This window comes from Epilithonimonas sp., assembly GCF_056329745.1.
On record NZ_JBWEYV010000018.1, the window covers coordinates 14,461 to 34,558 of the forward strand.

Sequence of the window (20,098 nt, forward strand, 5' to 3'; positions counted from 1 at the left end):
AACATTAATCCATGACAACACAAAAAACCAATTGGGGACAGTTTGTTCCGCTTGTAACAGTTTTTTTCTTCTGGGGTTTTGTTGCAGCAAGTAACGATATCCTGATCCCCGTTTTCAAAGAAGCGTTTCATCTTACCCAAAGCCAAAGCCAGTTGGTTTCGCTTGCCTTTTATGTTGCCTACACTGTGGGATCTTTAATCTACATGTTTATATCTAAAAGCATGAAGAAAGATCTCATCAATAAAATAGGTTACAAAAACGGTTTAATTTTGGGATTACTTATATCTGCATTGGGAACCCTATTATTTTATCCGGCTGCCAATACCGGATCTTTTACGCTTATGATTTCGGGATTATTTATTGTGGGTCTTGGATTTTCGCTGCAGCAGATTGTAGCAAATCCTCTCGCTATAGAAATAGGTCCATCGGAAACTGGAGCCCAGAGGCTTACTATGGCAGGCGGAATTAATAATCTTGGAACAACAATAGGACCATTAATCGTATCATTTGCTATTTTTGGTTCCGCCTCGGCTGAAAACACCACAGCAAGCATAGAAAGTGTTAAAATACCATATCTAATTTTAGGCGGAGCATTTGTTTTGGTTGCTATTCTACTCAAATTTTCTTCTTTACCGCAAAGAACCGAGGTAAGTACAGAAAATACAGAGGATAATACACCAGGCGAACATAGGACCTCAGCACTTAAATATCCACAACTGTTGCTTGGTATGTTGGCGATCTTCCTTTACGTAGGTGTCGAGGTTTCTACAGCCAGTAACTTACCTGCATACATGGAAAAATCATTGGGATTTTCTACCAAAGACGTAGCGCCATACGTATCATTATATTGGGCAAGTCTCATGATCGGCCGTTGGACAGGAGCTGTAGAAGCTTTTGATGTCTCTGGTGGTTTTAAAAAGATCCTTCGCTTTCTAGCACCTTATCTGGCATTTGGTGTATTTTTGTTGGTAAACGCTATCGCTCAACATGATCTCCGACCATTTTACATCTACCCTTTCATTATACTGGTGATGATCATTGCTGATGTATTAAGCAAGGGAAATCCTGCAAGAATGCTTTTCATTTTCTCTATAGCTGGGATTATCGCACTAATATTGGGAATGTCTACAGAAGGGATGTTTTCGGTATATGCTTTTACAAGTGTTGGTTTGTTCTGTAGTACGTTATGGCCTTGTATCTTTTCATGTGCGGTCAACGGATTGGGTAAACATACCAATGAAGGCAGCAGCATGCTAATTATGATGATTATGGGTGGTGGAATTGTTAGCTGGCTACAGGGCTATATTGCAGATCTTACTTCTATCCACACCAGTTACGTTGTTTGCGTTGTATGTTTTGTATACCTTGCCTTCTATGCGGTAAAGGTAACGAGCATCCTAAAAAAACAGGGAATACGCCTAGATAAGACAAAAGTTTCGGGAGGTGGACATTAGAAATAAAACATTTTCAAATAATAAATCTTGGGCAATCATCTTGGTTGTCCAATTTTTGTTATTTTATGTATTATCAAAATTTGATTTTGCCATCCACTTTTTTTCCAAGCTTTTTGAATGGAAGAAACAAGTGCACACCAATTTTTTCGCTGGCATTAATTGGTCTGTAGGCGATGTTTTTTATATACTAATTTCCATTTTATTGATTTATTTTTTGATTCATTTAATCCTGAAAAAGTCATGGGTTTTTCTAAAATACATCCTTATTACTATTAATATTTTTTATTTTGTATACCAATCTTTTTGGGGCATGTTATATTTTCAAAAGCCTATCTCACAACAATTGGATAACAAGAAAATATCCGATATGGATATTCAGAAGCTGGCCGTTAAATATCTTAATCTTTGCAAAATAACACGTGAAACGCTTAAAGAGGATACAAATCACAGAATTAAAGTAGCAAGCATTAAACAATTAGAACAAGAAATCGTTTCACAACAAACGAAGCTTCCGGCAATAATTGGTGAAAAGATGGCGGTTGACCAACCATCAGTAAAACCAAGCCTATTTGGATCTTTTATGAATAAAACCGGGATATTTGGCTACTACAACCCTTTTACGGCGGAAGCACAATATAATGCCCATATACCCACATCGCAACTGCCTTTTACTCTAGCGCATGAAATGTCTCACCAATTAGGATTTGCGCGAGAGCAGGAAGCCAGTTTTGTCGCCTATCTCTGTGGCAAAGACTCGGAAAACAAAGAACTGCAATACAGCGTTCAGCTTTATGTACTAAAAAGTCTCCTAAAAGCGCTCTCTAATAAAAACCCGCAGTTTGTAAAAAATATCCTGGAGCAATATTCCCCAAAAATGAAACTAGACAGATCAATTGAGCAGAAATTCTTTATTAATAATGAAGGAATCGTTAGTGATTTTTTTGGTTTAACCAACGATTTATTTTTAAAATCCAACCAACAGGCCGGCAGTGTGACTTACTCCTATTTTGCCCAACTGGTGCTTATTTATGAGTTATAAAAAAAAGAATCGTACAAAAAGTACGATTCTAAAAACACAAATGATGAAAAAAAATTTATTGCTTTTGAGTGATTGTCTCAAACGCCCCGTAAAAATACAACAATTGTATATATGAAGCAAACTATTATGAATTTTTATGACAAATCGGAAAGACTAGTCTGTTAATCAAACCATTAATTTTCATGATCATCTTTTTATTCGTATTATTTCTCGAATAATATTAACTCGAATAATATTAAATTAAAAACTCCATCAGGTAATCATCCATCACATAACCATTACCAATATCAAACACGGTTTCGTTGTAAATTTCAAAGCCCTGAGATTCATAAAATTTTTGTGCGGCATTATTTTTATTAACAGTCAGAATAATGCGCAGATCACCATTTTTCGCTGTTTCTTTCTTTAGAAAATCGATGCTTGACTTGCCCAAGCCTTTTCCGCGCGCTTCATCCAAAAAATAAATCCTGTGCAACTTTGTAACCAGATTTTCATATTGTTTTTCAAAACCCATAAAACCCAAAGGGTTATTGTCTGAATAGATTAGATAATATTCAAAATTAGGATTTTGGAAATGTTGCTCCAGCATCTGTTGAGAATACATCATTTCCAGCATATAATCGATCTGTTCCTGATCCAAAATATTGGCATAAGCAGAATGCCATGATTTGTTGGCCAGTTCTCGGATGATCTCAATATCTTTCTCTTGGGCTTGTCTAATCATATCTAAAATATTTCTTTTATAATTCCTAAGGATTTGGGCTCCCTGAAATCCGAAATGTGATAATGCAGATAAATGATTAAAGAATTAAGGAAACGTTGCTTCATCGCCCGATCCATCTTGATGCTGTAAACATCTGCCGAAAGGAGCAAGAATTTCCATGCGGAAGAAACTTCATCATCAAAATCTCGATGTGATTCTGCATTTTCAAAAATGCCGGTCTCCGGATTAAGAAAAATATTATCGGAAAACAGAGGCTGCAGACCAAGTCTTTTTATCAACAAAAAGATGAGAACGAGGTGAGAATGGAAGTTATCTGACTGTAGATGCTGGATAAAAGTGCCAATTTCCTGATAAATCTCCTGATTTTGATTCTCGTTTCTTAAAATCTGGTTGAGTAAATCTGCAACAAAAAAAAGAATACTATTTCTCCTGACATCCAAGCTGAAAAGAGAGACATTAGCCTGCTCTATCTTCAATACATTTTGTATCGATTTTTTCTTGTCCGATATCTGAAGCTGCAATTGGTTAAGTGGAAACAAGAAGGCTTTTTTTTTGTTTTTTGGCGCGTAAATACCTTTTGCAAAAAAGCTGTTATAGCCTTTTTCTTTGCAAAAACAATGGAGAACAGCATCGTGATCTCCATATTTGATATAAGATAAAAGAAAAACCTCTTGCGTCATTACCTGCTAATTAACCACGGCAATCTTAGCTGTAGCTGTATCTGTACCATCTTCGTTGGTCATCAAAACATAATATATTCCTGATGCCACCCTCACTCCCTTTTGATTGGCGAGATTCCATTCAAAATAACCACCATTGGCAACTGATGAGTTTACCAAATTCCCGGCGGCATCTGTAATCCTAATATTGGTTTTTTGTGCAAGACCACGGATTCTCACATTACCTTTGTATTGTGCATAGATAACGGGATTAGGGTAAACCAATACATTTCCAAAATTGGCATTAACGTCGGTCACATCACCCTGAAAAGAAACCACGCCATCTATTGTCGCAAAATAGACTTTGCCCGATTTTTCATCAATCTGAATATCGGTAACGGTATTATTAGGCAAAGGAGAATTATCTTTGGTGAAATGGTAAATGGTTTTGTCACCACTAGGGCTCAAATAGAAAACACCCCCGTCCTCTATAGAAACCCATTTTTGATTCCCCGAATCTACTGTAATCTGCAATATAGTTGCATTACGAAACAACTCCTCGGCCAAACCTTTGTCTTCCACTATAATAGTACTTGTCTGAGGAAAAGACTCCAGAATTGCTGATTTGGGGTTAGACAGTATACGAAGACCAGCAGATGTGCCTATCCATAACTCATTATTTTTTTCAACAGCTGCCGTTAAACAAATATTAGAAGGAAGATTATTACTGGTTGTCAAAAATTTGAAACTATCATCGGAATTATTAGGAAGCGTTTTATTGTAATTATAAACCATTATTCCTCCCAATGGTAATGGCAAATATAATATGCCATCTTTGGCAAAGGGTTTCTGAGCTCGCGCTTCTACATTCAGGTTTTTCGATATGAATTTATCCGAAGCTTTATCCAAGTAATAATAGCCAGATTTTGCCGAAGTATCCATAAATGCCGCACTGCAAATTATATCATTATTCTCATCAAAGACACATCCCACGGGTCTATTATAACTGGTATTAGCATCATCATTTGTCATATAACCTTTAACAAACTCATCATTTTGCATTTTATAAATCCCCTTTTCTCTAGCAAGAATATAGTTGGTAAAATATATTTCAGAGGGATTGGAGGGATTGGGAACTACATCAAGAATATTAAAATTGGTATTCGACTTAAAATACTCCGGATAGATCCAGTTACTACCATTATAATGATAATAGCCCAAATAACTTATATTTGGAATATTGTAACTAGTTCTTTTGCCGGAGGATATCCAAACCTGACCGTTCAAAACAGAAATCTTATAAGAGGTATTGTTGTAAGGCCCATCAGGTTTGTAGCTGGTTTTCTGCTCATTATACAAACCGGAAAGTTGTGTACCCGCGTAAAGCTGGTTATTGTAGAGATAAGCTGTATTAATCACTTCCCCTGCATTAATATTTTTTTGCAATGTACCTGTTGCCGAGTAAACATAGCTCTGCATATTGTCTGCAATTACTATGTTATTGTTTACAACCTTAATATCTTTCACAGTATCAAAGCTTTTCGGAAGCTGCTGTAAAGAATTAGGTGTTCCGTAAAAGACCTGATTACTGGTTGCGGCAACCATAAAGTCTTTGTAATCGATCTTCTTAAAACTGCCATTAATAGATAAACTACTCCAGGATGTAAAAACAGAAAAAGTAGATGTTAAATCATGATATTTGATACCAGAATCTGTTGCCACATATACTGTATTATCTTTGATAACCGCTGCATTGGCTGTAAGATAAGATGATGCAGAGCCAAAGAAAGCGGTGTCCCCAAATTCTCTCTTAGGAATATTAAAAATCGAAACGCCATAACCTGTTGAGATTACAGCCTTGTTGCCGGTGATAGATATATGATTAATTTTTTTGGATCCGCTATAACTTGTAGCCAGAGGAATGTCTACAATATAATAAATCCCACTTGAGGTAATAACATCCAAAGACCCGTTTAGATAACCTACAATGCCTGTTTGGGAAGCAGAATCATAATCAAATGCAGAAATTTTAACGTCGTGCAAGCCGTTGGCTTTAGTTACTTTTTTAATTTCTCCACTGTTCAGGTTATAATAGAAAACGCCGTTTTCGGTAGCTGCCACAAGCCTTTCCCCATCTTCCCGAATGTATTTTACATTATTAAAAGAAAACAGGTCACTCCATTTTCCGGAGCTCTGAGCGTTGTAACAGAGGCCAGACAAAACAGCCCAAATCAATAAAATTTTCTTCATCCTAAACAATTATCCGTTCATCTATTAACTGATTATTCCACGAAATATTTTTCACTCCTTTATTTTTGTCAAAAAAGAAGTCCAGTCTGCCCAGCAGTATCCCGGCCCAGCCTACCTGATTGACAATGACATTTTTATCATTTATATTCCTGAAAACAAGCGGTTCTTTGAGGAATGTATGGGTATGCCCACCAAGAATAAGATCAATCCCAGATGTTTTAGCCGCCAGATGCTTATCCGAAATTTTAGAAGGTTCGTCTATATAGTCAAAGCCAATATGGGAGAGGCAAATCACCAAATCACACTTTTTTTCGTTTCTTAGAAAATCAGCATAATGTTGTGCCACTTCTATAGGATCCTGATAAACAGTCTCTTTGTAATTTTTCTTACCAACCAAGCCGTTCAACTCTATACCCACAGCAAAAATACCAACCTTAATTCCATTCTTAATAAATATTCTATAAGGCTCGGTTTTACCTTCCAAAATGGTGTTTTTAAAGTCGTAATTAGAGCAGATGAAAGGAAATTTGGCATTAGGCAAAACTTTGAGAAACCCTTCCAAGCCATTGTCAAAATCATGATTGCCCATGGTAGAGGCATCATACTTCATCATACTCATAAGTTTGAATTCTAGCTCTCCCCCAAAAAAATTAAAGTATGGTGTCCCTTGGAAAATATCGCCTGAATCCAACAACAAGACATTGCTTTCTTCGGATCTGATTTTTTTGATTAATGATGCCCTTCTAGCAAAACCACCTTGGTTGGGATTTTTGGTATAAGACGCATCAAAGGGTTCGATTCTGCTGTGCTGGTCGTTGGTATGTAAGATCGTCAGTTTATAAGAAGACGATTTTTCCAATGCTACGTTTTGATCTGCAAAAAGCAGATTGGGCGCCAAGGATAGTGCAAGACTACCACCACCAATATATTTTAGAAATTCTTTTCTTTTCATAAGTTTTGAAAAAGTGTAAAAACTACTCCTCTACTTTTTTATTTTTAAAAATCAATCTTACATCATCCGGTGCAGAGATCTCGGGATTTTGCCTGAATTTTTCTATAAAAAGATCACGCATTTTGATTCCGGTATCTATCATTTTTCCTTTTTCAAAAAATGACATATTATCACCGCCTAAAGCCAGATAGTCAGATGTTGCAATATAATAATCCCGATTATAATCTACCGGTTTCCCATTGATGAGTTTCCTGGATATCGAGGAATTATCGGTTTCTATAACCAAATGTGAGACAGGATTGTTTTTTTGTGTAGACAAGTAATAATCAAAAAGGCCTTCTACATCTTTGCCAGTCAGTTTTACAATCACTACTTCATTCTCAAAAGGCATCACCTCATAAATCTGTTTGGTGAGAATCTCGCCTTTGGGGATAATTGTCCTGATGCCACCAATATTAATGACAGCAGCATCCACTGGCGGTAGATGATTTTTTGAGGCCCATTCATCAGCCCCCTGAAAGGTATAATCTGCGAGTAGATTACCGAGACTGCTGTTGTCGCCAGACTTATTAAGTTCGGTGTTGGTATGAGACAACTTGGTGTTCATTTGCCCATCCAGCTCATGTTTATAGGGTTGTATCACATCATCCATCGCCTTGTCTTGCGCAAGATCACCGGTAATGTAAATATTTTTCTCTGTATGAACACTGGCCAGGTTAACAGGCGTTTTGCAAGCTGTTATCAGCATACCAGCCAAAGCCAGTGTAAATAATTTGTTTTTCATTTCTAACTAATGAGATACAAAGCTAATAATTAAACTGATAATGTTTATATGAGATTAATTAAAATTAAACTGCATCTCAAAGGACAAATCCAACAACTTATTTGTTATCCGGTTCTTTTGCATCATGTGCCTTTTGCAAATCAGAATTGTAAATAATCAGTTTCTTATCAACGATAGATTTCTCATCCCGAAGTTCCGAAATCTCAGGATATTTTGCCATGATGATGTACGCATTGATAAAACCACTTTGCGAATAGGGATTCGATTTTTTAATTTCCTTACCAATGAACGGAATCTTATAAGTGGTCATTTCCGGTATTTCCGCAGTATCATTGTAAAAATATTTTTTTCCATCAATTACAGCGGCTAAATCACTTTCCGTTTCTTTTTTTTGAGTTAGATAAAATTTAGGGATTTTAATGGCATAAACGGTATTGAAAGCTAAACACAACACTGCCATCATAAAAATCACCTTTTCATTGTGTTTTTCTTTATATAATATAAAAATGAAGGCATAGAAAATGCAAAATGAACCTTCGCACAAGATCCTCATGTCCATATTGTCTATCCCCTGATAAAACGAAGAAAAGAAAATCAACAAAAGATAAGAAATACCTATAAAAATAATTAATCCATAAAAGAAGAAATCCTTGGTCTTTTTAAAATATCTTTTACAGATTCTGATAAAATACCAGATGAACATTATATTTATAATCAACAAAAATATCTCTATAGCAATAGCCGAAGGGGTAAGTTTTACAGATTTTATTCCCAGTACAGGATTGAATGCGTTAAAAAAACCTAGAACAGCAATATAAAATGCCTCTGTAAAAAGTTTGAGATCAGAAGGATTCCTGAAACTTTCGCCCATAAAATCACCAAACTTCATGTAATTAAATGAGATGTAAAGAAAAATTCCAAGCCCAGAAATCAATAAAAAATTAGAATAGAACGTTTTAAAAAATGAGTAGCCTTGCCTCTTTAACTTGAAGTAATAATAAAAAACATAATAAGCTAATAACGCCAAATAAATATATAATGCAGAGTAACGGACTGTAAAAAGTAGAATCATTAATACAGACCCTGCAATTACCAGTTGTTTTGCTTTCTTATTATAAAAATATTGGTAAAAAAGATAGAACAAAAAATACATCACGCATAAAAAAATACCTTCCGAAAGAATATTAAAATAAGAGAAAATACAGGTTTTTGTACATAACAAAATGACAGTCTCTTTAAAATGGAAATTCTTTATGTAAGCAAAAAGTCCAATACTTAAAAAACACAGCATATTAATAAGCCGGCCGGCCCAAAAATAATCGCCTAGAATATTATAAAACGCTCTTAGCAATAGCGGATATCCAATTGGATAAAGACTCCATTTAACTTCCGGCCAATAATACGCAATCCTTATATAATGCTGGATATCGCCTACAAGCCCTCCGTTGGGAATGAATAATGGTGCAATTGCAACATTAAGAATTAAGAAAATCCAGAGGAGAATGTAGCTTTTTGTTTTCATAATCTAGTTTTGAATAAAAGTGGATAAAGTTAATTAATAATATGATTTTATAATTAATCTCTAATTCCAGCTTCTAATTAAATTTCTTATACTATATCTTTGTTAAAAAATTAACTCCAATGAAGTATTTACTGCAAAACAATATTACCCTATATATTTGCTTTTGTATCCCTGCAGTATTTTTTCTCCTTAATCCTGCCAAATTTCCTTCAGACGACGGTTTTTTTTATCCTCAGATTGCATATAACTTTATTCATGGAAAAGGATCATATTTTAATGATTTATATTTAACAAACGGTTATCATCCCTTATGGATGCTTGTTTGTGTTTTTGCAGAGCTAATAAATCCCTTTGGAAAACAGAACGTTGTATGCATCCTTTGGTTTTTTCAGGTTTCACTTGTTATTGGAAGTTTTAGAAAACTAGATATTTTTTTTCAGAATAATTTAACTGGCAAAATTGTAGCGTACTTTACAATCAGTGTCCTGTTTTTCAGCTTAGGAACCTTATACCTTATAGAAGCTCATCTTAATTTATTCTGTTTTTCAATGTTATTATCTTTCTTGGCCTTTGATAAAAAAAATGATTGGCTGTTTGGTGTTCTATTTTCGTTAGTTTTTCTTAGCAGGCTGGATAATATTTTTCTCTTAACAACCCTGTCATTATACTATTTTTATCAAAGAAAATGGCACTTCCAGAGTTTCTTGAAATCAGGATTCCCTATATTATTTTTTTGTAGCGCATACCTGTGGACCAACTGGTATTGGTTTGGTGGTTTTGTACCAATCAGCGGAAGAATAAAAAGTTCTTTCCCAGAAATCCCTACACAAATCTCATTCAATAATCTCAGCATATTTTTCATAACTATTAGTTTAATTTATACCGTATTTCTAAGTGTAGGAAAAAACATCCCCTTCCGCTTGCTGAAGTTATCATTTACCCTTGGTGTCTTATTACAATTATTATATAACCTGCTTTTTCAATCACAAATAGGGCAATGGTATTATGTAGCTCAAATGCTAGTGCTCATATTTTTGATTTATGATGCTATAAATCTAATTCTAAATAAGAATAGTGTCCGTTTTTTTAATTATGCTCTAATTACAATTAGCTTATTGATCTCTTGCTCTATTGGTTATTTGAAAGCAACAAGCAATTTTAGTTTACAAAACACTCTTATAAAAAAGCCAAATTACAAAGATGACAGCAAAGATAAGGTCCAGAATTTTGCAAAAGAATTAAGAACCAAATTACCAAAAAACGCCAGAGCTTTTACTTATGATTTTCCAGGAAAACTTGCTTTTTATTCGGATTTGGAGATAATCCCTGCTGACGGTTTGGTTGCCAATACAAAATATTTCCAAGATATTACTAACTTGGATTTTGAAACTTTTCTCAGAAACAATAAAATCAGTTATATCATACTTCCCTCTGCTTTCACAGGAAATGATGTGCCTTACTATTTAGGAATTTCTGTCTCGTTATTTAAAAAGCAACCAACTTATTCAATTAGAAATCCATTGACAAAAAGAGTTGTGTCCCCTATAATAATTAACAATTTTATTCTCTATAAATCTTATTTAAATCCTATAAAAACTTACCAAAAAGAATATGATTCTATATCTGTTTACAATCTTAAATAATTAAGTTACTTTATCCATCCAAAAAAACAATTACCAACTATGATCTATCTAACGAAAAATTTTAACTTTGGAAAATTAATTTTTATTTAAAATGACTCAGTTAAAAGGCGTGGGTGTAGCTCTGGTAACACCTTTCAATGAAGATCTGTCTGTAGATTATGATGCTCTTACCAGATTGATTGACTATAATATCGACAACGGGACCAACTTTCTGGTAGTTTTGGGAACTACTGCAGAGGCAGCAACACTATCTAAGGAAGAAAAAGAAAAAGTCATTGCGCATATCACCAAGATTAACAACAACAGGCTACCTCTTGTTCTGGGCATTGGCGGAAACAATACAGCCGAAGTTGTCAAACAGATCAAGGAAACCGACCTTTCAGATTTCGATGCTGTTTTATCAGTATCGCCTTATTATAACAAACCCAATCAGGAAGGCCTTTATCAACATTATAAAGCCTTGGCGGAGACTGGTGCCAAAATCATCATATATAACGTACCCGGAAGAACGGGCCAGAATGTGGAAGCCTCTACAACGCTAAGATTAGCAAATGATTTCCCCAACCTTTTTATGATCAAAGAAGCAGCGCCCAACATCCTGCAGTATTTTGACATCCTGAGACAAAAACCTGAAAACTTTTCCCTTATGTCCGGTGATGACGAGTATACAGTTCCTGTAACGTTGGCTGGCGGAGACGGTGTAATCTCAGTCATTGGTCAGGCTTACCCCAAAGAGTTTTCTACAATGGTTAAGCTGGCACTTAACCGGGAAGTGGATGAGGCTTACAAAATTCACAACTCTTTGGTAGAAATCACCCGCCTGATTTTTGCAGAAGGCAACCCTTGTGGTGTAAAAACCATCCTGGCAGAAAAAGGGATTATCAAAAATTATCTTCGTCTGCCATTGGTACAGGCATCGGAAAGTTTGCAGGAAAAAATAAAAGAGCAGATGCAAAAACTTGCCAACTAATACAAACAAAAAGGTTCAGACAACATATCTAAACCTTTTTTTATTTAATTTAATCTAACTGAATCTTATAAACATCAGTAGCATTTCTGGTAATGCCTTCCTGAAAAAAACCACCGGATTGTGGGATATGTTCTATAAAATCAAACACCGTACAATCTGACGGCAATCCCGAAAAAACGAGTGTAAACCAATATTGCTTGCCAAAAGGCAAATCTGTCCAATCTGGATAAAGGCTGATATTTTCACAATGGATCAGTTTAGAAAAATGGTCAGAATGCCTATCTACAAGATAAGTGGAAGGCCAAATCCTGATCTTCTCTTCCAGATAAATATTGGATTGATAACCACAATGCAAAATAACCTGCTTCTCTTGCTCCGTTGAGGATTTTAGCTGTAGCAGAATCTCTTCCGCAATCGCTGGTTTTACAATGGTTTCTTCCATAAACTGAAAATTTAATATTCCAGCTCCAGTTTCTCTTTGGAATATTCTCGGATTGTATTAATCAGTTCGGGATGCTCTGCGAGTTTTTTACCGTAACTCGGGATCATTTCAAGTAGTTTGTCATGCCAATCGGAAGACAGTTTTTTTCCAAAACATTTTTCCAAAACCATAATCATGGCAAAAGCTGATGTACTGGCACCCGGCGATGCACCTAAAAGTGACGCGATGTTTCCTTCCTTGTTCACCACCACTTCGGTTCCAAACTCTAGTCGGCCACCTTCGAAACGGTCCTTTTTGATAATCTGAACGCGTTGCCCGGCATGTTTCAGTTCCCAGTCTTCTTCTTTGGCATCTTTTACAAAATCCCTCAAGTGCGACATCCTTTGGGATTTGCTCATCGTCACCTGTTGGATAAGGTATCTTGTAAGCGGCATATTGTGCCACCATGCTCCGAATAACGACCTGATGTTTTTAAAATTAATACTTTCCGGCAAATCAAGGTAGCTGCCTTCTTTCAGGAATTTGGTAGAAAAACCGGCAAACGGACCAAAAAGCAAAGCTTTTTGACCATCAATAATCCTAAGATCCAAATGCGGAACGGACATTGGTGGCGCACCCACCGTTGCTTGCGTATAAACTTTGGCGTGGTGTCTCTCTACAAGTTCTGGATTGGTTGTAACAAGCCATTGCCCACTTACCGGGAAACCGCCATAACCACGACTTTCATCGATCCCAGAACTCTCTAAAAGCGGAAGCGCATAACCTCCCGCGCCTATAAAGACAAAATCTGCATGTATTGTTTGCTTATGGAGGTTTTTACGGTCATTCACCTTCATTTCCCAGCCACCATGCCCATCTGCATTAATATCCTTCACCTCATGATAGGTAAAAACTTCTACAGATTCTGTTGTATTAAGATGCTGAATAAGCTTTGTCGCCAACATTCCAAAATCCACATCGGTACCCATATCCATTTTGGTGGCAGCCAGTTTGTCTGTTGCCATCCTTTTTTGCATCATCAGCGGTATCCATTCATTAAGTTGGCTGTGGTCATCAGAAAATTCCATCCCTTGAAATAATGGAGATTTCTGCAATGCCTGATGTCTTTTTTTAAGGAATTCGACATCCTTTTCGCCAAAAACAAAACTCATATGTGGACACGAGTTGATAAATTCTTTAGGGCTGTGGATAATATTTTTATTAATTAGGTAAGACCAAAACTGTTTAGAAACCTCAAATTGCTCAGCAATATATTCAGCTTTTTTAATATCGATTTTACCTTCCTTTTCAGGCGTGTAATTAAGTTCACAAAAAGCGGAATGTCCTGTTCCGGCATTATTCCACGCAGATGAACTTTCTTTTGCAACCTCGCCAAGTCTTTCAAAAATTACAATTTCTAGATTGGGGTCAAACTCATGAAGCATTGTTGCCAATGTTGCACTCATTATACCACCTCCAATTAATGCGACGTCATATTTTGGTTTAGGAGTCATATCTTGTTTAGATTTTTGCAGCTACAAAATTAACTCATAAATGTCAATTTTGACCCGATTTTCAGCATAAAAATCTCGATAATTATTAATAAACTCCAAAATAAATTCTAAAACCGATTCTGAAATTTATATTTATTAATTTTGCAGCAGCTTTGGAAAATCAAGGCTTATAAGATGAAGGCTTTAAAAACACTCAACCCCTATTTCTGGAAACACAGATCGCTACTGTTCTTAGGATTTCTTTTCATTATCCTGAGCAACTTTTTTGCGATTTACAAGATCCAGTACATTGGGCAAACCATTAATATTATTGAGAAAAACTACTCGACACTCAAGCTGTCGCCCGATCTCAACATCATCGACAACGTCAAAAATAACTGGACGTATTTCCGGGTTATTTTTATCAATTCGGGGATATTGATAGTCTGCTCCCTATTATCCGGTTTCTTTACCTTTATGATGCGTCAGACGATTATTGTAGCCTCGCGAAGGATAGAATATGAACTCAAGAATAAAATCTACCGCCATTATCAGGAATTATCTGTAACGGATTATAAAAAAACAACGATTGGTGACCTCCTTAACAGGCTTAGCGAAGATGTTGTGGCCATCAGAATGTACCTTGGCCCAGGCGTTATGTATGTGGTAAACCTTGTGATATTATTGATCATCACCAGCGTGTACATGTTTATGACCGATCTCCAGATGACTTTGTGGACCTTGATTCCGTTACCTATTTTATCGTACGGAATATATAAAGTCAGCGATATCATCAACAAAAAATCAAAGATTATGCAGAAAAGCCAGTCTGCGATTTCCACGTTTGTGCAGGACAGTTTTTCGGGCATTCGCGTGGTGAAGTTTTTCAGCAAGGAGCGTTATATCGAGAAAAACTATGGAATCAAGGTAAAAGATTATCAGGACAAGGCATTGGATCTTGCCCGTACAGAAGCTTACTTCTTCACCATTATCATCTTTGTAATCGGACTTCTGAATGTGGCAATCCTTTATATCGGCGGACAAAAATATATTGCCGGGGAGATGAGCGTGGGGACCATTGCCGATTTCTTCATGTACATTAATATGCTGATTTTCCCTTTCTCTATGCTGGGTTGGGTTACATCAGTCAATCAAAGGGCTGAAGCAAGCATGCAGCGTGTAAATGAATTTTTGGATATGAAATCCGAGATTATCAACACCAACAACGATAACTATTCCATTACTGGTGAAATCGAATTCCGTAATGTCAGTTATACTTATCCCAATACAGGGATTAAGGCATTGGACAAACTCAGTTTTAAAATTGATGCGGGAAAATCTATGGCTATTATGGGAAAAACGGGTAGCGGAAAATCCACAATCGCCCAATTGCTTTGCCGCCTGATAGATCCTGATGAAGGTGAAATCCTGATTGACGGCAAAAACCTGAAAACGCACAATCTCAAGTTATACAGGGACCAAATCGGTTATACACCGCAGGAAAGTTACCTTTTTTCTGATACGATAGAAAACAATATTGGCTTTGCAGTAGATCATCCAACACACAGTCTGGTAGTAGAAATGGCAAAAAAAGCGGATGTCCATAAAAATATAGAAGAGTTTAAAAACAAATACGACACAATGGTTGGGGAACGCGGTGTAATGCTCTCTGGCGGGCAGAAACAGAGGATTTGTATCGCCCGTGCGATGATAAAACAACCCAACATTCTAATTTTTGACGATTGCCTATCTGCACTGGACACCGAGACGGAAGAAAACATCCTCCATAACATCGATAGTGACATCAGGACCACGACTTCTATCATAATAACTCACAGAGAATCAAGTGCCAAGCGGGCTGATTCTATCCTTCATTTAAATTGATCTTAAAACTAGATTTTAATTTGATTTTATTAAAAATTTAAGAAAAAGCAGGATTTAACATCTTTTTTTAACAAAATATTTTGAAATTCCGAGAATTCTGTTATATTTGTTTATACAGATTTCTAAAAAATATTTAACAATGAGTGAATTTAAGGAACGACATGAGAATGAGATTTTCACTAAGGTGTTGAAAGCAGGCAGAAGAACATATTTCTTTGATGTGCGGGAGACAAAAGCAGGTGATTACTATTTGACAATTACAGAAAGCAAGAAGAACTTTGGGGAAAACGGCGAAGCAACATTTGAAAAGCATAAAATTTATCTTTACAAAGAGGATTTTAAAAGTTTTCAGGAATTGTTTAACGAATCCACAGATTTCATCATTCAGCAGAAGGGCGAAGATGTAATATCAGAAAGGCATGACAAGGATTACAAAACCAAATCATCTTACACGATTGAGTCTGACGACGAGGTCTAAATAAAATGAAAAGCGCATCTTTAAGGTGTGCTTTTTTTATCGTTTAATTTTAAAAATTATGGCATAAAAAAATCGCTTCTCTTGTAGAAGCGATTTTTTGGGGTGAATGATGGGTCTCGAACCCACGACCTTCGGAACCACAATCCGACGCTCTAACCAACTGAGCTACAATCACCGTTTTTGCGTGTGCAAATATATAATATTTTCTCCGTTATTAACAAATAATTCCGTCAAAATTTTTAAATGCCAGCAATTTTTCTGTTGTAAAACCTTCTGCATACGCGACACCGGATAGCCTGCCAAGATCTTGCGCCCTGTAAGTGAGGCTTTCCAAAAAATCCTTCGTAGCAATCGGCGTAACAGGTTCATCCGAATTAGGATCATAGAATTGGGTTTTGTAGGCCATACAAGCGTCAATCTTTTGATCCAAAAACCCTGTTATATCTATTACAAAGTCCGGGACAATATGCTTCCACTGGATATAATGAAAAATATGTTTGGGTCGCCAAACCTCCTGAGTTTTGCCATTATCATGAGTTTCAATCTTTCTAAGACCGGAAAGGAAACATGCGTCAGAAATTAATTTTGCGGCTTTGGCATGATCTGGATGCCGGTCATCGATAGCATTGGCCAATACAATATCGGGCTGGTATTTTCTTATTTTTTCAACAATCTTCAGTTGATATTCTTCAGAGTTGTTTAAAAATCCATCTTTGAGCTTTAGGTTTTCACGGCTGCTGATTCCCAAAATATCAGCCGCATTTTTGGCTTCAGTAGCGCGGGTTTCTCTTGTCCCTCTTGTCCCCAACTCGCCTTCGGTAAGATCTATGACCCCTACCTTTTTACCTTCAGCAATTAATTTAATGATCGTTCCGCCACAACCTAGTTCTACATCATCGGGATGAGCCCCAATTGCCAATATATCTAATTTCATAATTGTTTTCAGTTTTTACAATACAAATTTAATAAAAACAAAGCTTCCCAATTAATATAACTGGGAAGCTTGTATTAGTATTGATAACTATTATTTATTCAATGTTTTTTGAAGGTTGATAGCATCGGGATAAGTAGGCTCATACTCCAAAGATTTAGCCACATCCTGTTTTGCTTTTTCTGGGTTAGCATCTTTTTCCATGAATGCTACAAAGAAATAAGCATAGCCCAAGCTTTGTTTGTTGGCTTCAATTTCTGCAGGTTTTACCAAAGAAATAAATTTTTCATAAGATGTTTTGGCCATATCATTATTTCCCGCTTGTTGATAAGCATAACCCTGACTATAATAAGCTGGTGCCCAATCAGGCAATGCTGCCGACATTTTGCCCCAAGTAAGTATGGCTCCACTCCAGTTTTTAACTTCTTGATATGCTTGTGCCAATTTATATAAAGCATCTGTGTCCTGAGGATTGGCAGCTACTTTAGCTTTAAGAGCCTGTATTTCTGGTGAGGTTGCACCTTGATCAGCAGCTCCTGTAGTAATGCCACCTTTCAACTTAGCTAATTCCTCATCCCAGTTTAATGTTTCATCTTTGGCGGCCTTGGCGATAGCAATTTTTTGCTGAGCGGTAGTTTCTAGTTGTGATTTTTTAGCGGCATCCTTTTCATTCTTTGCCAAACCGGCAGCGATAAGTCCCTGTAATCCTTCGTCAGAAGGCTGTACCCTACTTTTGTCAGCCTTTGATAAAAATGTGCTGATATTTTGCTGAGCACCGGCATAATCACCGTCGCCATACTGGATATAGGCTCTCAATCTGTATTTGATTGGATCATCTACTTTGTCAAAAACAGAGTCCAATGTCGTTTTTGCATTGGCATAATCCTCATTAGTAAAATACAATTTTGCAATTTCCAATTGAGTATAAGGATCTTCGTCCGCGTACTTAGTATAATTAATTAAGTTCTGAGTAGCTTCAGCATTTTTCTGATACTTGATATTAAATCCAGCCAAAGCTTTGTAGGCCGGCGCATATGTAGGATCTACAGCAATAGCCTTATCGATATTTTCTTTAGCCCTTTGCCACTGTTGCGCCGCAATCCAAAGTGTTCCCATCCTTGTATAAACGGAAGCCTTATTTTTAGCGACAGCTTCTGCCTTGTCATATGCTGACATGGCATTACCTGGATCTTTTTTCAAACGGTAGGCATCTCCTAATGAATAATAATAATTAGCCGGCACACCATTTTTTTGAGCTTTCTCTATCGCTTTATTCAGAAAACCAATAGCCAAATCTGGCGAACTGTTTTTTTCAAATGTTGTAAGAGCTTCACCGGCACGGAACAGAACTTCTGCATCTTTCTCCTTAGAATCTTTAACAATTTGCTGGATCTCTGCAATAGCAGATTTGTCACCTTTTCCTAATTTAACAGTTGCCAAACCAAGTTTATTAAGATAACTTTTAGGGTCTGCAGCAAGTCCCTTGTTGAAATTTTCTAAGGCAAGCTCAAAATTAGGTTCGAACTGCGTCAGATAAGTGCTACCTAAATAAAAGTAATTATTGGCATCTTTAGGATTCTGATTAATCAGGTCCGTAAAATTCTGTTTAGCTTTAGCATATTTCTGACTATCTACATAATTAATACCCTCCTGAACACTTTGTCCAAAAGAAAGGTTCACAAAAAAACCTACAGCAGCAGTAATAGCTATTTTTTTTGATAAATTCATTATATTCTCTGTTTTCGTTATAATTCTTAAATAAACCGACAAAACCAATCACAATATTTAGACCAATATAGCATAAAAAAAAGTCTTTCAGATTAAAAAAACATTAAAAATATCAACGCATCTGAACTTCTCTCTTAAATATATTGTAGGGTTGTAGGCCTTCTTTTTCTACCACAATTTGTCCCAATTGCTGGCACGAAAAACGGATAAAACCGTTGCCTAACCCGTAGTAAGTTTCATTCGTGAGAAAGTATAGTACTCGTGTAAACGGATAATTCATCGTTCTTAAATTGTCTAATGAAGGTTCAAAAACCTTACTATGATCTACAACTTTCAAGATCTTCAGTTCTGATCTTAATTTTTGCGCCTCTTCACCAAAAGGTCGACTAATGGTATTATAACTAATCACACCAATTTTTCCAGGAAAGTTTTTAAGTTGTTCTACCACATTTTCATTACCACTTATAATAGAAAACTTAAGATCCGCTGGCCTTTTTTTAAATTTTTGTGCAACGAAATTAAGGTTGCTAGCATTAGTACCGTCAAAAATCAATTTTTTATCAGGTGATGTAAGTTCTTTGTAAATCTCCTGCATCGAAATAGATTCTAATGGGGAATTCTTTGGAACTACAAAAAGTACCGCATCAACAGCAAATTTAGCGGGCTGCCAAGGCAAATCTACCTTAGTGTCAAAAGCAGCTTTTTCCTCGTTAGATAATTCCCTAGACATAACAACAACCCTAGCCCTTTTGTCTAAAAGATCAAGAAACCCCAGATCCTCTTTTTTAATTACAACATTAATCTTTGTATTAGGATTGAGTGCTACATAACGTTCTGCTAAAGCTTCGGTTACGCTTTTGAAGGATTCATCTGCTTCTATAGTAATAACACCTTTATTAGGATTATCAACTTCTTTCTCTTTTGTTTTGGAACAGGAGAAAAGTATTGTTGTAGCAACCAACAACAAAAAAATACATTTTTTCACAGATTATTGATTATTTTTTATTCTAATTATCCCCCTAACAATACGGAAAATACCATAGGCAATCAGCAGTGCACCCAACATATAGGCTACATTCTGCTCCAGGGTAATTACGAAAAATTTGTAAAGTATCACAACCACTCCCAATACGATATAAAAGAAGCCGGTTAATAAAGAAAGCCAG

General features: G+C 36.2%; 17 protein-coding genes and 1 tRNA gene. 6 read left to right on the plus strand and 12 right to left on the minus strand.

The window, feature by feature from the left end; genetic code table 11:
- Positions 1–11 precede the first annotated feature (11 nt).
- Both AC00Y6_RS12490 and AC00Y6_RS12495 read left to right on the plus strand, forming a co-directional pair.
- A complete protein-coding gene (locus tag AC00Y6_RS12490; RefSeq protein WP_474490948.1) occupies positions 12–1,454 on the plus strand; it encodes an MFS transporter in 1,443 nt (480 codons plus the stop codon).
- Positions 1,444–2,493, plus strand: coding sequence for a DUF3810 domain-containing protein (locus AC00Y6_RS12495; protein WP_474490949.1), 1,050 nt, complete (start codon positions 1,444–1,446; stop codon positions 2,491–2,493). The genes AC00Y6_RS12490 and AC00Y6_RS12495 overlap by 11 nt, the downstream gene beginning before the upstream one ends.
- Before the next feature lie 235 nt (positions 2,494–2,728).
- Here the strand turns inward: AC00Y6_RS12495 and AC00Y6_RS12500 are convergent, their stop codons facing one another.
- The 6 genes from AC00Y6_RS12500 to AC00Y6_RS12525 all read right to left on the minus strand — a co-directional run bounded on the left by AC00Y6_RS12500 (position 2,729) and on the right by AC00Y6_RS12525 (position 9,384).
- Complete coding sequence (locus AC00Y6_RS12500) at positions 2,729–3,217, minus strand: GNAT family N-acetyltransferase (RefSeq protein WP_474490950.1); 489 nt, start codon at positions 3,215–3,217, stop codon at positions 2,729–2,731.
- Between the two features lie 2 nt (positions 3,218–3,219).
- A complete protein-coding gene (gene recO, locus AC00Y6_RS12505; protein ID WP_474490951.1) occupies positions 3,220–3,897 on the minus strand; it encodes a DNA repair protein RecO in 678 nt (225 codons plus the stop codon).
- A 6-nt stretch (positions 3,898–3,903) separates the two neighbouring features.
- Positions 3,904–6,126, minus strand: coding sequence for a type IX secretion system anionic LPS delivery protein PorZ (gene porZ / locus AC00Y6_RS12510; protein ID WP_474490952.1), 2,223 nt, complete (start codon positions 6,124–6,126; stop codon positions 3,904–3,906).
- Between the two features lies 1 nt (position 6,127).
- The gene (locus AC00Y6_RS12515; RefSeq protein WP_474490953.1) at positions 6,128–7,078 is read right to left on the minus strand and encodes a bifunctional metallophosphatase/5'-nucleotidase; all 951 of its coding nucleotides are present in this window, start codon (positions 7,076–7,078) and stop codon (positions 6,128–6,130) included.
- Positions 7,079–7,100: 22 nt separating this feature from the next.
- Entirely contained in the window at positions 7,101–7,862 is a 762-nt protein-coding gene (locus AC00Y6_RS12520) for a 5'-nucleotidase C-terminal domain-containing protein (RefSeq protein ID WP_474490954.1), read from the minus strand.
- 97 nt (positions 7,863–7,959) lie between these two features.
- A complete protein-coding gene (locus AC00Y6_RS12525) occupies positions 7,960–9,384 on the minus strand; it encodes a hypothetical protein (RefSeq protein ID WP_474490955.1) in 1,425 nt (474 codons plus the stop codon).
- Positions 9,385–9,503: 119 nt separating this feature from the next.
- Between AC00Y6_RS12525 and AC00Y6_RS12530 the strand changes: the two genes are divergently transcribed.
- Entirely contained in the window at positions 9,504–11,027 is a 1,524-nt protein-coding gene (locus tag AC00Y6_RS12530; protein WP_474490956.1) for a hypothetical protein, read from the plus strand.
- 91 nt (positions 11,028–11,118) lie between these two features.
- Complete coding sequence (dapA, locus tag AC00Y6_RS12535; RefSeq protein WP_474490957.1) at positions 11,119–11,997, plus strand: 4-hydroxy-tetrahydrodipicolinate synthase; 879 nt, start codon at positions 11,119–11,121, stop codon at positions 11,995–11,997.
- Positions 11,998–12,046: 49 nt separating this feature from the next.
- Here dapA and AC00Y6_RS12540 read toward each other — a convergent pair whose 3' ends face one another.
- On the minus strand, positions 12,047–12,439 hold the full coding sequence (locus tag AC00Y6_RS12540; RefSeq protein ID WP_474490958.1) for a hypothetical protein: 393 nt from the start codon (positions 12,437–12,439) through the stop codon (positions 12,047–12,049).
- An 11-nt stretch (positions 12,440–12,450) separates the two neighbouring features.
- Entirely contained in the window at positions 12,451–13,953 is a 1,503-nt protein-coding gene (mqo, locus tag AC00Y6_RS12545) for a malate dehydrogenase (quinone) (protein ID WP_474491007.1), read from the minus strand.
- Positions 13,954–14,106: 153 nt separating this feature from the next.
- On the opposite strand from mqo, the gene AC00Y6_RS12550 reads away from it, so the two are divergent.
- Both AC00Y6_RS12550 and AC00Y6_RS12555 read left to right on the plus strand, forming a co-directional pair.
- Entirely contained in the window at positions 14,107–15,795 is a 1,689-nt protein-coding gene (locus tag AC00Y6_RS12550; protein WP_474490959.1) for an ABC transporter ATP-binding protein, read from the plus strand.
- 139 nt (positions 15,796–15,934) lie between these two features.
- Positions 15,935–16,273 carry a DUF3276 family protein gene (locus tag AC00Y6_RS12555; RefSeq protein ID WP_474490960.1) on the plus strand — a complete coding sequence of 113 codons (339 nt, stop codon included), beginning with the start codon at positions 15,935–15,937 and terminating at the stop codon, positions 16,271–16,273.
- Between the two features lie 98 nt (positions 16,274–16,371).
- On the opposite strand, the gene AC00Y6_RS12560 is transcribed toward AC00Y6_RS12555, so the two are convergent.
- From AC00Y6_RS12560 to AC00Y6_RS12575, 4 genes are all read right to left on the minus strand, one after another.
- A tRNA-His gene (locus AC00Y6_RS12560) sits at positions 16,372–16,448 on the minus strand.
- 39 nt (positions 16,449–16,487) lie between these two features.
- Entirely contained in the window at positions 16,488–17,207 is a 720-nt protein-coding gene (gene bshB1, locus AC00Y6_RS12565; RefSeq protein WP_474490961.1) for a bacillithiol biosynthesis deacetylase BshB1, read from the minus strand.
- Between the two features lie 90 nt (positions 17,208–17,297).
- Positions 17,298–18,932 carry a tetratricopeptide repeat protein gene (locus tag AC00Y6_RS12570; protein ID WP_474490962.1) on the minus strand — a complete coding sequence of 545 codons (1,635 nt, stop codon included), beginning with the start codon at positions 18,930–18,932 and terminating at the stop codon, positions 17,298–17,300.
- Positions 18,933–19,044: 112 nt separating this feature from the next.
- A complete protein-coding gene (locus AC00Y6_RS12575; RefSeq protein WP_474490963.1) occupies positions 19,045–19,917 on the minus strand; it encodes a PstS family phosphate ABC transporter substrate-binding protein in 873 nt (290 codons plus the stop codon).
- Positions 19,918–20,098: the final 181 nt, after the last annotated feature.